At 43.5% G+C, this 13,785-nt stretch carries 12 protein-coding genes; 5 read left to right on the top strand and 7 right to left on the bottom strand.

Annotated features, from left to right (window positions below; translation table 11 throughout):
- Positions 1–151 precede the first annotated feature (151 nt).
- From GSF13_RS24055 to thpR, 3 genes are all read left to right on the top strand, one after another.
- Positions 152–1,018, top strand: coding sequence for an AraC family transcriptional regulator (locus tag GSF13_RS24055; protein ID WP_010606984.1), 867 nt, complete (start codon positions 152–154; stop codon positions 1,016–1,018).
- A 171-nt stretch (positions 1,019–1,189) separates the two neighbouring features.
- A complete protein-coding gene (locus tag GSF13_RS24050) occupies positions 1,190–1,912 on the top strand; it encodes a helix-turn-helix domain-containing protein (RefSeq protein ID WP_211867347.1) in 723 nt (240 codons plus the stop codon).
- A gap of 20 nt (positions 1,913–1,932) precedes the next feature.
- A complete protein-coding gene (thpR, locus tag GSF13_RS24045; protein WP_193521934.1) occupies positions 1,933–2,451 on the top strand; it encodes an RNA 2',3'-cyclic phosphodiesterase in 519 nt (172 codons plus the stop codon).
- Positions 2,452–2,686: 235 nt separating this feature from the next.
- Here the strand turns inward: thpR and GSF13_RS24040 are convergent, their stop codons facing one another.
- The 6 genes from GSF13_RS24040 to GSF13_RS24015 form a co-directional block, all read right to left on the bottom strand.
- Positions 2,687–2,974: a hypothetical protein gene (locus tag GSF13_RS24040; RefSeq protein ID WP_193521935.1), complete on the bottom strand. Its 288-nt coding sequence runs from the start codon at positions 2,972–2,974 to the stop codon at positions 2,687–2,689.
- Between the two features lie 193 nt (positions 2,975–3,167).
- Positions 3,168–3,317: a hypothetical protein gene (locus GSF13_RS24035; protein WP_206473545.1), complete on the bottom strand. Its 150-nt coding sequence runs from the start codon at positions 3,315–3,317 to the stop codon at positions 3,168–3,170.
- 258 nt (positions 3,318–3,575) lie between these two features.
- Positions 3,576–4,184, bottom strand: a complete 609-nt coding sequence (locus tag GSF13_RS24030; protein WP_249122735.1) for a hypothetical protein — start codon at positions 4,182–4,184, stop codon at positions 3,576–3,578.
- Positions 4,185–4,195: 11 nt separating this feature from the next.
- Positions 4,196–4,942 carry a hypothetical protein gene (locus tag GSF13_RS24025; RefSeq protein ID WP_211867342.1) on the bottom strand — a complete coding sequence of 249 codons (747 nt, stop codon included), beginning with the start codon at positions 4,940–4,942 and terminating at the stop codon, positions 4,196–4,198.
- Positions 4,943–4,965: 23 nt separating this feature from the next.
- Positions 4,966–6,252: a LysM peptidoglycan-binding domain-containing protein gene (locus tag GSF13_RS24020; protein ID WP_211867340.1), complete on the bottom strand. Its 1,287-nt coding sequence runs from the start codon at positions 6,250–6,252 to the stop codon at positions 4,966–4,968.
- A 230-nt stretch (positions 6,253–6,482) separates the two neighbouring features.
- Entirely contained in the window at positions 6,483–7,346 is an 864-nt protein-coding gene (locus GSF13_RS24015) for a LytTR family DNA-binding domain-containing protein (RefSeq protein WP_010606977.1), read from the bottom strand.
- Positions 7,347–7,513: 167 nt separating this feature from the next.
- Here GSF13_RS24015 and GSF13_RS24010 point away from each other — a divergent pair, with 167 nt between their 5' ends.
- Together GSF13_RS24010 and GSF13_RS24005 are read left to right on the top strand one after the other, a co-directional pair.
- Positions 7,514–8,698: an acyltransferase gene (locus GSF13_RS24010; protein WP_249122734.1), complete on the top strand. Its 1,185-nt coding sequence runs from the start codon at positions 7,514–7,516 to the stop codon at positions 8,696–8,698.
- Between the two features lie 154 nt (positions 8,699–8,852).
- Complete coding sequence (locus GSF13_RS24005) at positions 8,853–12,278, top strand: GMC oxidoreductase (protein WP_211867338.1); 3,426 nt, start codon at positions 8,853–8,855, stop codon at positions 12,276–12,278.
- Between the two features lie 173 nt (positions 12,279–12,451).
- On the opposite strand, the gene GSF13_RS24000 is transcribed toward GSF13_RS24005, so the two are convergent.
- Positions 12,452–13,777 (bottom strand): ATP-binding protein, encoded by a 1,326-nt coding sequence (locus tag GSF13_RS24000; RefSeq protein WP_211867336.1) that lies wholly within the window; start codon positions 13,775–13,777, stop codon positions 12,452–12,454.
- Positions 13,778–13,785 lie beyond the last annotated feature (8 nt).

Raw genomic sequence — 13,785 nt, 5'->3', positions numbered from 1 at the left:
ACTGCACTTCAGGCTGTCGCTATATTTCGATAGATTAATATTGGTTGGTGATTGAATTTGCATGATATGCAACGAGGTGTAACGAGTAGTTGTTTTAAAGTTTATAACATGTCGATTTTAAATAAGTTTATTAATGTAAAAGGAAATTGCTATGCGCGCGATGTACGAGAAAGTACTACCATCTCCTGGATGTTCATGGCGTTATTGCCTGTATCAATTGCCCGAAATTCCCTTTAATTGGCACTATCATCCGGAATATGAGATCTGTTTGACGCTCAACAGTGTCGGTGTATGTCACGTGGGTGATCATATCGCCCCTTACGAAGACTTAGATTTGGTTATCCTAGGCCCTGACTTACCACATACTTGGCAGTCAAAACCGAATCCGGATCACTCCGCTCACGTTGTCCATGTTGCACAAATACCTGCGCACTGGTTGGAATCTTTAGTGGCTCAGCATCCTGAATTACACGGCTTATCTGAATTGTTAAATGCAGCGCGCCGTGGCGTCAAATTTCCAGTGGAAGTTGCACGGCAAGCGAAAAAGTGGTTTGAGCAAATCGCGGATGCCGAGCCGTTAATGCGCTTTGTGCTTTTGCTTGAAATGTTAACGCGGATGACGACATCGAACTATCAACATTTAGCCAGTAACGGCTTTCGCTTTGACGCCCGCCATGATCCCGCGAAAGACAAGTTCGACCGGGTTATTGCCTATATCTATGATAATTACACCGACAAATTAAGCGCCGATGAGCTTGCACAGCAAGTGCACATGAGCACCAATCACTTTCACCGTTTCTTTAAAAAGCGCACGGAGCGAACTGTGACGGAATTTATCAATCAGCTGCGTATTGCCAAGGCCTGTAAACTATTAATTAGCTCTGCCTCTCCCATTAGTGTGATATCGGATCAATGTGGTTTTAATAATATTTCTAATTTTAATCGTCGTTTTCAAGCATTGAAGGCGTGTACGCCCAGTGAGTTTCGTGCACGGCTGCACCAAAAGGCATTGTATTGATCTGGACGTGAACCTGTTTATTGTGCTTTTTAATCAAAACTTCAATTCAAACAGTGAATATTTCGTAATGCTATGATATTCATGCTTATTCCTAAATATTCAACTTGGTATTTATCAAAGAATTGCCAAGAATGTGCCGGGTCGCAACAACAATAAACGAGGATGACGGTGATGACACTAGGACACTTTATTAAACAGATCCGCACACAAAAAGGCTTAAGTCAACCCCAGTTAGCGGAGCAAATGTGTGTTGAGCAAAGCTATTTATCTAAACTAGAAAACGACAAATCCGTGCCTTCTAACGAGGTATTTAGAAAGTTACTGACGGCGCTGAATTTATCCTTAGATGAGTGTATGCAAACCCTTTCAACACAAGGAAAGCGTGAAGAACTAAGCCAAATACCGGATATCGAATATTGGTATAAGCAGCATCAACAATCAAAACAAAAGCAATATAAGCAACTTGCGATATTAGCTATTTTGCTAGTGTCTCTCGGTGTTGGGTTATTTTGGAGTGGCTACAAACAGATATTTTTTAGTGAAAAACTGTTTGAATATGAATCTCAGGGGGTATTGCAAGCTGGTGAACCCGTCGAACTATATAGAAAATGGCGCTTTCTCCTTGTCCCTCATAGTAGGAATAGCGATATTGAATTTGTGGAGCAAGTTAAGCTTGCCATGGCGAAACGTTTAGACAAAAAAACGGTATTTTTTTCAGACTATAAAGGGAGCGCTTATACCGAATCGGTAACCGATGGTAGAAGGCATTATCGTTTTCAAGGCCCTAAATTTAGTGAGCGTGTAGAAAACGCCTGGCTGCAATTTGTTGGCTTATTGTGTCTCTCCGCTGGGGTTATGCTAACTTTAGTAGGTAAGCGGTTAGTTAAACCTTAGATTATCAATATAGGTGTAAGATGCAAAAACGATTATTTTTTGGTATTGGCATGGATGACGACACTCGAGCGCATATTGGCCAATGGCTGGTGGATAGTGTGAGCGCGAGTAAAGCCAATACTCAGCCGAATAATTGGCATCTTACACTGGCGTTTCTTGCTATGGTGGAGGAGTCACAAGTAGCTGAGCTTTGTGATTTTGCTAGTAGTTTATCGGTGCCTAAATTTACACTCACCTTTGGTGACTATGGCTACTGGCAGCACAATGGCATTTTTTACTTAAAGCCCGAACAAAAACCACAAGCTTTGCTTGATTTAGCCAATCCATTGCGTGCTTTTGGAGAAAAATGCGACCTCTATCACAACCCGCATCCATTCTCACCACATATCACGCTATTTCGAAATTGTAAGCCAGAACCGACTATCGATAAGCCAATTGCACCTTTCTCACTCACGGTAAAGAAGTTCTACTTATACCACTCTCACCGCAATGAAAATGGCCTGATTTATGAGCCAATAGCGTCTTTCTTCTTGAGCTGAAATGTCTATTTTGAATGCTTTTTCCAAATAGAATAGAGTGTACTGCTAAGTAAACAGCTAAATAGCAAGACAAAGATATAATTTGGCACGCCGTTATAAAGATATAACGAGAGGTTAGTTGCTAATAATAGTAATAATGCAATGTACTTCATTCAGTTTAGTTCCTATATTCTTCAAAGCTTTAATGAGAACTAATGTTTGATACATCCCCTGTTATGCCCGTTTGTAGCAGGCCTTAGCTTTTCTTAGAGTAAAAGGGTTCGAGTAGATAACAGGCTAATCCATAGGCGCAGCCGAATCCGATAGCAACAATTGGTAGCATTTGTATTTCACTAGCACCAAGCCAACTGCCAAAAATAAACACCAATGACACAACAGAAACTAGGCATATTGTTATCTTTGCGAGCACAATTAAAATATGCTGTTTCAAAGGTAAGTCGCACTTTTCCTTCCATCTCTCTTGCAGTACTACGTAAATAAAAACGAAAAACACAGGCAACAGAAACTCAATAAACTCAAACATGATTTCGTGTCCTACTAAGTAGGTCAGCTCCAGAACACGGAGCTGACCGATAGGTTAAGCGTATTTATTGTAAAGCTTCTTCGCTAATCCACCCAAAGCTGCGCCAACTAGAAAGGCAGCAACAAATCCAGCGCCATTAACTTGGGCTGTTTCCATTGTAGTTAATTCTTTCATTTTTCTATTTCCTTTTTATTTATTCTGATAACCAACCGGCTACTGCACCTATAGCTCCCCCTACAATTCGACGGCCATAACGGCGAGCGATGTATCCTGCTGGAAGTGCAATAAAAATAGGTATACCGCCATTTGTTTGTGCTGTTTCTGCTACAGTAAGCTCTCGCATAATATTGTCCTTAAGTTAATATAAATTTCAAATCGTTTCCTGTCGCTAAGTATAGAAGCATCGATATTAATCGAGTCGACTCCCGCCAGAGACTCACTCAATAAATCAACATATCCTAGATGCGACTTGGTCAAGTTAGCATAAAAACTCGCAAGTTCAAAAACCAAGAAAATAAAATTTATTCAATAATATTAGTGGATTATGTTTGTTTGTTATAGGGTGATAACAACTCGGTTTGCAAATCGTTATAATTGCTTGTCAACTATGTAGCCAACGCTTTAGCTTTTTAACCAAAGTTTCGAACCAAGTCAGTTGATAGCGTTTGTATTTCTCGCACTTGAGGAATAGCTTTTTGGTGGCTTCGTTTCGTGCTGGGCTAATATGTAGACGGCTACACTCTTTACTTGCGCTGTACCAATCTTGTGCACTGACGGCTTTAATCAAATTAGGAAAGGCCAAAAATAACTTACTGGTACCAAGGTTATAAGCCATATCCAACAGCGCAATCTTAGCGGGTGTTGGTAATAGCTGATAAGGGATGCTGCCAGTTTCTTGTTTGGCGAGAAAATGAATGAGGTACTGTTCAAACTCTTTGATTTGCTCTACAAGGTATTTTTTAGATGCCTTTGGTGGCAAGGTAAGCTCGGTATATTGCGCATACCAAGAAGCTTTATAGCCGCTGGGTTTTCCCTTAATGTTACGGTATTCATCGCGCTTTTGTTGTAGGGTGGCAGAGCGTTTGGAGCGCCTATCTCGCATCGGTAATTGGCAAAATTGTTCAACACTTTGCATATGAAAACCAACACCAATCGTCGGATTGGCATTCACATCTAGGTACAAATGTAGTACCTCGCCCTCAAATTGCAATAGATGCTGTATTACTCTTTGGTAGAATTTATCTGCGTCGTTGAACAACTAGGTACCTCAGTGATCACTGCTTTTTCGTTCGTGGTATAGCACTGTTTTAGTATAGAACAGTAGCAGGCCTCTGCCTTAAAAACCGACTTATGGGCATCAATTTTGTCCCATAATCCACGATTAAAATTGCTTTTTGGCATGGTAAAAATGTTGAAAGTGTCGCCATCTGCCAGCAATATCTTCTGTGGTGCACTGGAAACATACCAACCAAACTTTTTTAGATAATTGATATTTGATTCTTCGTCTTGAGCATCACTAAGCGCTGCTTGATAGGCGTTAAGGTTACAACAAGCGTCCATCAGTTCGGTAACATCAAAGTAATTTTCGCCATCAAACTCGTACTTAATGTAGTGGATTATGGCAGGTCCGGTTCCTGAATTGCGAATATCGACTCTAATCGTTGCTTGAGTGGAGTCTAAATCAAAGTTGCTATAGCTGAATTGTAGCCATGGCCAGGTTTCAGTTTTTAGCTGCTTTTCGGCTGCGGAAACTTGCTCCTGAGCAGCCTTTGCTTGCAGGTAGGTGGCGTAAAACGACGCTGCGGAAATAAACATCGCACACAGGGCTAAAATGGTGTTCATTTTAGAGCGGGAGAGTTTAAATGTCCCTCTCGCTTGTCTTGAATTATGTGGAGATGGGTTTAGGCGCTCAGTGCGTTTCTCTTCGGTCAAATCTTCAGAGTGTGAGTTATTATTATGTTCTGACATATTTATCCAACTGATATTACGCCCTAGGGCGACAGAAATACGAGTAACGTATCGCCAATTTTAAGTCTATCTGTCGAAAGCTGATTCCATTGCTTTAGCTTAGCGACACTGACATTAAATTGTTTCGCAATGCGCCATAAACTATCGCCGTGTTTGATCTGATAGTCCAGTTGTTTGTCTGCCAAAATGGGCAAAATTAGCTTTTTTCCTGCACGAATACGGTCACTCTTTAACTGATTAAAGGCTTTTAATTCGGCGACAGTTAGCGAGTAGTGCTGTGCAATGGTGCTAAGAGAGTCTCCACGTCGGATAGTATAATGTTGCCATGTATCCGCGGGCATTTTTGGTAAGTGTGTGAGCATGGTTTGCCACTCTGACACGCGCGCTGTGGGGACTACAATATGCTCAGGGCCGCCGAGTAATGCAGGAAAACGTGCATAGCCTGGATTTAATACCTCGACTTCTTTCCAACCTTTAAGATCAGATAAAATAGCTTGTTGTTCGAGTTTAATAACGCTGATTAACGAACGATTAGGGATCTTAGGAAACTTCATTAAGTCATGCTTTAGCAGTTGTGATGCCGCAAGTAGCTTTGGTACGTAGTGACTTGTTTGGCGCGGTAGCTTCAAATGGAAAAAGTCAGTTGGTTTACCTGCTTTTTTATTTCGTTCAATGGCTGCAAGCACTCTACCTTCACCTGTGTTATAGGCGGCAATGGCATGATACCAATCACCATCAAAACGTTTGTGGAGGTATTGCAAAAAGTCCAATGCGACACGGGTCGAGTCTACGATATCTTGGCGGCCGTCATACCAAGCGTTGATCTTGGCATCATAATGTTTTGCAATCAGCGGTGTGAGTTGCCACAAACCCGAAGCATGCTTGTGAGAGTAGGCCTGGGTATTAAAGTCGCTTTCAATTAGCGGCATCAATGCAAGCTCTATTGGCATATCGCGCTTTTCGACTTCTTCTACTAAGTAATAAAGTAGCGGCGCTGCACGTTCACTGATGGTATCCATATAGTTTGGATGCCTGAGATACCAATCAATCCGTTGTTTTACACGCTTATCGTCGGAATCGGCAAAGCTGAGCTGATCTTTAATGCGGAGCCATAAATCATCAGTTGCGAGCGGATCATACGATGCTTTAACTACGGTTTCAGCTTCGTTTTTAACTGTTTCTCTTGGCTTATTTACACCAGTTTGCACGGAGTTATCTGGCGTTGGTTCATCCTGTTGAGGTTGCTGTATTTGGCTACAGCCATTTAGGAGCAGGATTGCTGCGAGTAATGGAGTGATGAGGTTTTTCATAGAGCCTTTTTTATTATCCTTTTATTATGCAGTCCAATGAGGCATCTGAACCGCATAAGATTGTATATAAATTCGGTGCAAATGCAAAAATAGGCACCTTACCTGTTGCGGCTGTGTAGTGTAGAGCGATGAAATGGATACAAAATGAACTTTAGCGTTACAGCATTTATCATTGATTAATGGGATTAACGCAATAACACGCGATTGCTCACTGATCGTGTATTGCCCATTTATTCAAGGCCTAGTTGGTGCTTAAATTGTGTTTTATAGGTTCGCGAGAGCGTTAATACTTTCCCACTTTGCAATGCGATTTCACTGTCACCGCTGGCGAGCGGCGTAATACTTACCACTTTAGACACATTAATAGCAAAAGAGCGATGAATACGCACGAAGCCAACGGGGTCTAAGCGCTGACATAAAGTAGCAAGCGTCGAGCGTAGCGGATAAATGCGGCCATTTACGTGTAGGTTGACGTAATTTCCAGACGACTGTAACCACTCAACCTCTTCAACTTTAACGATAAATTCTTTACCAAGCTTACGTACCAATAAGTGATGAATAGGTTTGTGGAGTGTTTCACCTTCATCGCTTTCTTGTTTTATCGGAGATGCTTCACCAAGCATATGGGAGACACTAAATTGATAACCTTTTATGAGTGCAATAAAGAACACCAAACTCCATGCATCTTTTTGATATTCATAGATAAGTTCAAACCAAGAAAGGTGAAAGTTGTAATCTAGTTGCAAACTAAAATAAATCGTTTCACGTAATAACACCATGATGCCAACATGGCCAAAACAAAATAACAGTGAGGCCATAAAAAAGCTAAAAGCGACGTTAACAGGTTTATGCCACTGCCAAGGAAATGCGTTTAAATACCAAGATATGACGGGAATTAAGGCTAAGCTGGCAGCTGCACTGGTATATTCCCACACGAAAGGTTCCCACAGCGCAAAATCGAGCTGCGCATCTCGGTTGGCATCCATGATCAGAGTAATGGCATTTAAGGTGCTATTAATCGCCAGAAAGAGGGCGAGTAATGCCATTGCCATCAAAGGGTGGTATTGCTGAATAAAGGTACGTGAAAACATCATGGTTTGAGTTTTTCTTTTACTCTAGCAACTGGACGCAAAGCGGTCACTTATTTTATCCCTCTATTCCACGGTTTATCCCTAGCTATTGTTATTTAAGCAAAATTCGTTTGTTTGTACGCTGTATTGGCGCACTGTAGGGGTAAGTTTACTTTCAAAAAGAAAATAACATGGATCATTTAAATCGGCGAGTAGAGCTAGACTGGCTGCGTGTTATTGCATTTACAATACTCATTTTTTATCACACCGCTATGTTATATGTACCTAACTGGGGTTTTCACTACAAAAGTGCTTATACTTCGGTTTGGCTAGAATATCTGATGTTACTGATCTCACCATGGCGCATGTTGCTTATCTGGTTTATCTCGGGAGTTGCGCTTAGGTATATTTTTGATAAACAAGGTGCATGCACAGCAATGCTCTTTCGTACTCCTTTGCTATTGCTCCCACTATTATTTGGCATATGGGTTGTTGTGCCCGTACAACTGTACGCAGAAATGCAGCAAAATGCTGGATTAACGCTCGGGTATGTTGATTTTTACAAACAGTTTATTGATTTTAACAGCCCTTTATTTAGTCAATATCAAAGCGGTATTTGGCCCCATGTCGATGTCAATCACTTGTGGTATTTGCGAGAATTATGGCGTTTTACTTTGCTCCTTGCTGTACTGCATATCTTCTTTAATTCTAAGCTTCAAGTAATGCTCCGGCATTGTATCACTTTGCGCTGGTTAACTTATCTACTAAGCGTGCTGGCTTTTGCAAGCTTACTCTGGGCTCAGTTGGCATTGGAAGGTGATAGCAAAAGAGAATTTCAGGGGTTTGTTTTTCTGCTCGCAGGTTATCTGCTTGCTAAGCATAATCGGTTTTGGGCTTGGCTTGCTCGACAAGGTAAAGTGCTGCTGTGGGTTTGTGCCGTCAACGCCATGATTATTTTGCTTTTATATCATTTTTACTGGTTGCAGCAAGACACGCGCACTACCTTCATTACTTGGGGTGGGAGTTTTGTGTTGGTGTTACAGCGTGTGTGCGCAGTGTTGTTGATATTAGCATTAGCGGCGCGTTATCTTAACCGTCCTCATCCACTGCTTACGGGGCTCAATAAAGCGGTGTTTCCCATTTATCTCTGGCATCAAAGCGTGATTATTGCCTTGGCGCTCTGGCTGAGCCGTTATCAACTCGGTGGTGTGCCTGAGAGCCTGTTGGTGATCACAGGAACACTGCTATTTTCTGGATTGTTGTTTTGGCTGGTGCCAAAGCTGGGCTCCCTTGGGTTGATGGTGGGGTATCGCGCAGCCTTGCTGACAAACAATAAAATTCTTTGGGGGTGGGGTGTTTGTTATTGTTGCCGCTGATCCTCCGGATTATTTAACCAGTGTACTGCACCATTGTGCAATAAATGCTCTACTCTTATTGCTAGGGTCAGTATGCCTCCGATGGAGGATACTTCACGGATAGCATCGCCACGGGCAAGGTGGTGAGCGAAAATAAGAAGAGGGAATCAAGCAAATGAAACCAATTTCTTCACCTCTGGCGGCAATTCAGCCGCATTACGATGTACTTGTTATTGGTAGTGGTTATGGTGGCTCTATCGCTGCGTCACGCATGGCGAGAGCCGGAAAATCAGTCTGCCTACTTGAGCGAGGGCGCGAGTTTTTAACGGGAGAATTTCCGGATACCGAGTTGGAGGCCGCTGGTGAGTTGCAGTTTAATAGCCAAACAGGGCACAAGGGCTCTCATTTGGGATTATTTGATATTCATATGCACCGTGAACAGAATGTCGTCGTCGGTTGTGGCTTAGGTGGTACCTCTCTTATCAATGCCAATGTTGCTTTGCCCCCAGTAGATGCAGTACTGAGAGATCCAGTATGGCCACACGCGATTAGAGATGATGAGGATGGTTTGTTGGAAGAGGGATTCTCGCGAGCTCGAGAGATGCTGAAGCCTGCCTTATACCCTGAACATTACCCAACTTTGAATAAACTTAAGGCTCACCAGCAGTCGGCAAATGCATTAGAAGCCCCCTTTAATAAAGTACCAATAAATGTATGTTTTGCGACCCCAGAAGGTGGCATCAACCATGTGGGTGTTGAGCAGCAAGCATGTAATAACTGCGGAGACTGTGTGTCTGGTTGTAATTTCAATGCCAAAAATACCACCCGAATGAATTACTTACCGGATGCTTGGAATCATGGCGCAGAAATTTATTGTCAGGCCAGTGTGCGCTACCTTGAGAAAATCGACTCTGGTTGGCGGGTGTTTTACCAAGACATGGGAACCGGCGCAGAATGCTTTTCTGCAGCACCGTTATTTGTTGAGGCGGATATTGTGCTCTTGGCCGCTGGCACGCTGGGTAGTAATGAAATTTTATTGCGTAGCCAAAGTCGCGGTTTGGCTATCTCTTCGCAACTTGGTCAGCATTTTACCGGTAATGGCGATATGTTGGGTTTTGGCTATAACTGCGATAGCGAAATCGGTGGTGTTGGGGTTGGCAATCTAGAACCAGAAGGCAAAGCGCCTACAGGACCTTGTATCACCAGTGCAATCGATCTCCGTGAAGCGAGCGAACGCGCGCAACAAATGATTATTGAAGAGGGTAGTTTACCTGGCGCCATGGCAGGAGTGTTACCAACTGCGCTTGCAAGTGCAGCGGGTGTAGTTGGACTCGACACGGATCATGGTTTTTATGACGCTTTGGAGGAGCAAGCGAGAGTATGGCAAAGCCAATGGCGAGGCGCTTATCATGGTGCGGTAAAACATACTCAGACCTACTTAGTAATGAGCCATGACGATAGCCAAGGTGTCATAACTTTAGAGCAAGACAAGTTGAACATCCGTTGGCCTGAGTTAGGAGCTCAGCCTAATTTTCATCATGCGAGTGAAAAGCTGCTTCAAGCGACAGCAGCGCTCGGTGGCACCTATGTTAAAAACCCAATTTGGTCACCGTGGTTGAATAATCGCTTGGTTACAGTTCATCCTTTAGGTGGCTGTCGGCTTGCTGAGACGGGTTCCGAAGGGGTGGTAAATCATAAAGGGCAAGTGTTTACCGGAGAGAGTGATGCTTGCTACGACTCACTCTATGTGTCAGATGGTGCCATCATTCCAACGTCGCTTGCGGTCAATCCGTTGCTTACGATAAGTGCATTGACGGAGCGCTGCTGTGCACTTATCGCCAAGGACCGTGATTGGCAAATTGACTATCAGTTGCCGTCAAGCCGTTCCCGTACTGCTGAACCGACCACAACGGGGTTGGCGTTTACAGAGCGAATGCAGGGCTATTTTAGCCGCGTGGTAGAGCCAAGCACTACCTCTTTACAAACCTACTTGGCTGCTTATCAGCAGGGCCAAGAAACAAACCAAACGCTGTCTTTTGTATTGACGGTCACCTCGACGGATCTAGAGGTGATGTTGACCGACCCACAACATAAAGCGCATATTTCGGGTCGCGTTGAGTGTAATCTGCTTTCTGATAAACCACTGATCGTTCGCAATGGTGAGTTTCGTTTGTTTGAGCGTCAGGCCTTTCCTCCAAATACTCGGAAGATGATCTATAAAATGAATTTAATGGCGGAGGATGGCAAGCAGTACTTCTTTAATGCCTTTAAGTTAATCAAAGACGACCCTCACTCTCTCGATCTTTGGGATGATACTACAACCTTATTTGTTGATATTCATGAAGGAAAAGATACTCAAGGGGCCGTATGTGGTCACGGTATTATGAAGATAGCGCCGATTGATTTTGTGACGCAGCTTGCCACTATTCGTGTAAGTCATGCCGAGAGTAAAGCGGCTCGCTTAAAAGCCATCGCGCGCTTTGGGCAATTTTTTGCGGGCACACTATATCAGAGTTACGGCAGTATTTTTTACCAAGAAAAAACGCACAGTAGTGAATTGGTGCGCAAAAAACGGCCGCTAAGGGCTCCAACACCTGAAGTATACTTGTTTGATACAGCTGATCATGTGCAGCTATCGCTGACTCGTTATCGTGGCGGTGACAAGGGCCCGGTTATGTTAGTGCATGGGCTGGGAGTTGCTTCGAGTATCTTTTCCACCGATATGATAGATACCAACTTAGTCGAGTACCTAGTCGCTAACCAATATGACGTGTGGCTATTGGATTATCGAGTCAGTATTTTGTTGCCTGCTGCCGCAAAGCAATCAAATGGCGATCAGGTAGCGAAATACGATTACCCTGCTGCAGTGAACAAGATCCGAACCATCACGGGAGCAGATAGTATCCAGGCGGTGGTGCATTGTTATGGTGCTACGACCTTCTTTATGTCTATGCTTAGCGGCCTTTCAGGGGTTCGAAGTGTTGTTGCATCACAAATTGCGGCGGACGTGGTGGTGCCGATGGCAACGAAAATGAAGACAGGTTTACATCTCCCCTCATTTTTAGAAAGGCTGGGCGTAGACTCGCTAACGGCGCGAGTACCACAGCAGAGCAATGGGCTTGCCTCTTTGTATGATAAGGCGTTAGGCTTGTACGCGCTCGCTGAAGCACAGGGGCGATGCAACAATGACAGCTGCCATCGCGTGACTTTTATGTACGCCTCCTTATACCGTCATGACCAGTTAACCGATTTGCTGCATGAGCATATTGATGAACTATTTGCCGAAGCCAATATTCAAACCCTCGAGCACCTTGCTGCAATTTGCCGAGCAGGAAAACTGGTCGATGCAGATGGCAAGGACGTTTACATGCCACACATCAACCGGTTAAACATACCGACGCTATTTATTAGCGGGGCAGATAACGAATGTTATTTACCCGAGAGCACGAAAAAAACCTATGAACGTCTTTGTCTTGCCTTTGGTGAGGCTAAGTTTACGCGTAAAGTGATCCCCAATTACGCGCATATAGATTGTATTTTTGGGCGTCAGGCTGATGTAGATGTTTTTCCTCATATTCTCAATCATTTAGAGCGATATTAGCCGTGGTTTTACGATTGTGGCTAACTATGACTGCCAATTTAAGTACTACACACTTTTGGATAGTTTTACCTTAGCTTTAATGTAGCACTAAATGACAACGAAGGATCTCAAATAACAAGGGCTCCCATATTACCAAACGAATATGTTTTGCTTCACCTAGATTGCGTTGATTACTAACCAAATACGCATCTGAAGCATGCGCCTTGTTCGCGCCTAAGATAAATTAAGTCGCCGCCATGATTAATCATAATTTGTCTTGAGAGGCTTAAGCCGATCCCCGAGCCTTGTTGTTTAGTGGTAAAAAACGGCACGAAAATCATGTCAATGACATGTTCTGCGATGCCGGGCCCATTATCGCTTATTTCTATATAGTGCTGACCTGCGTTATTTGCTCCGGTCTTTAATACCACTTGGCGGGTGTTTCGCAGCTCTTCTTCATTGCGCTGCTGCACCGCTTCTATGGCATTTTTGGTTAAGTTAATAAGTACTTGCTCAATTTGAGCCGTGTCTAACATCACCAGTTGGGAGTGGCTAATATCAAGCTGTAAGTCTATGTTCGCTTGATGACAGCTTTGTTGATGCAACTGATAGATGCCCTCTACCAGCGGCGCTAGCTGGACAGGTTGCAGCGCTGGGCTGGGTAAATTACTCACCGTTCTAAAACGAGCGATAAAAGCGCCCAGATACTCAGTGCGTTTTGCCAGTGTCTGCAACGCTAAGGTTAGGTCTTGTTTATCTTCTTCATCGTCAAAACTCAATGTGTCGGGCATGAGTCCCTCACAGGTTTGTGCAATGGATGACAGAGGTGTAATAGAGTTAGCTACCTCGTGCGTAAGCACTTTGGTGAGGCGTTTATAGGCTTGCTGCTCTTTGTTTTGTAAAGCATCACGAATGGATTGTAAGGTGACAATTTTACGAATTTGCCCTTGGATCTGCGCTGATGTTATTTGTATAGACAAGTTATCTTGTTGCTCGCCATATTGCCAATTTGCTATCGTTTTCAAGCTCTTATCGCATTCATTAACCAGTGGTGCGATATCTTCTAAATCTTTGCTGTGATTAATGTGTTTACCGAGTAGGCGGGTTACCGCTGGGTTTGATTCAATAACCTTCCCCTCGCTGTCGAACACCAAAACCGCTAAGTCGATATGCACTAGCAAGGTTTGTAAAAAGTGAGCTTGCTGCTCGGCGCTCAACCGCGCGCTTTGGATCCGCGTTTTGATCTCTTCTAAGTGTTGCCGCATTGGGTGATGTTGGCTTAGTCCCAAGGAGCTATCGCCATTGGCTAAAGACTTAAGTACAAAACCCATGTGCTTGTTTTGCTTGTTAAATTGAAAGTATAAGGTTGAAATAAACGTGATGGTAATAAGGGTGATCAACAGCCAAGTTGCCGAAAAGCCACCTTGTATATACAAATATAGCGAGAGCCCACTGGAAATTACTAGACCAATGATAGTAAAGAAAAAAACAAGGATGGGATGGTGAGCAACGCGTGTCATTTCTTTTC

The organism is Pseudoalteromonas sp. M8 (assembly GCF_018141365.1).
GTDB lineage: Bacteria > Pseudomonadota > Gammaproteobacteria > Enterobacterales > Alteromonadaceae > Pseudoalteromonas.
The sequence above is the reverse complement of the archived record's forward strand: the minus strand, read 5'-3'. Positions and strand labels throughout refer to the sequence as shown.

Excerpts from the sequence above, each read along its gene's own strand:
- GSF13_RS24055 (WP_010606984.1), top strand. The coding sequence starts at position 152 with ATGCGCGCGATGTACGAGAAAGTACTACCATCTCCTGGATGTTCATGG.
- GSF13_RS24050 (WP_211867347.1), top strand. The coding sequence starts at position 1,190 with ATGACACTAGGACACTTTATTAAACAGATCCGCACACAAAAAGGCTTA.
- thpR (WP_193521934.1), top strand. The coding sequence starts at position 1,933 with ATGCAAAAACGATTATTTTTTGGTATTGGCATGGATGACGACACTCGA.
- GSF13_RS24040 (WP_193521935.1), bottom strand. The coding sequence starts at position 2,974 with ATGTTTGAGTTTATTGAGTTTCTGTTGCCTGTGTTTTTCGTTTTTATT.
- GSF13_RS24035 (WP_206473545.1), bottom strand. The coding sequence starts at position 3,317 with ATGCGAGAGCTTACTGTAGCAGAAACAGCACAAACAAATGGCGGTATA.
- GSF13_RS24025 (WP_211867342.1), bottom strand. The coding sequence starts at position 4,942 with ATGTCAGAACATAATAATAACTCACACTCTGAAGATTTGACCGAAGAG.
- GSF13_RS24020 (WP_211867340.1), bottom strand. The coding sequence starts at position 6,252 with ATGAAAAACCTCATCACTCCATTACTCGCAGCAATCCTGCTCCTAAAT.
- GSF13_RS24015 (WP_010606977.1), bottom strand. The coding sequence starts at position 7,346 with ATGATGTTTTCACGTACCTTTATTCAGCAATACCACCCTTTGATGGCA.
- GSF13_RS24010 (WP_249122734.1), top strand. The coding sequence starts at position 7,514 with ATGGATCATTTAAATCGGCGAGTAGAGCTAGACTGGCTGCGTGTTATT.
- GSF13_RS24005 (WP_211867338.1), top strand. The coding sequence starts at position 8,853 with ATGAAACCAATTTCTTCACCTCTGGCGGCAATTCAGCCGCATTACGAT.
- GSF13_RS24000 (WP_211867336.1), bottom strand. The coding sequence starts at position 13,777 with ATGACACGCGTTGCTCACCATCCCATCCTTGTTTTTTTCTTTACTATC.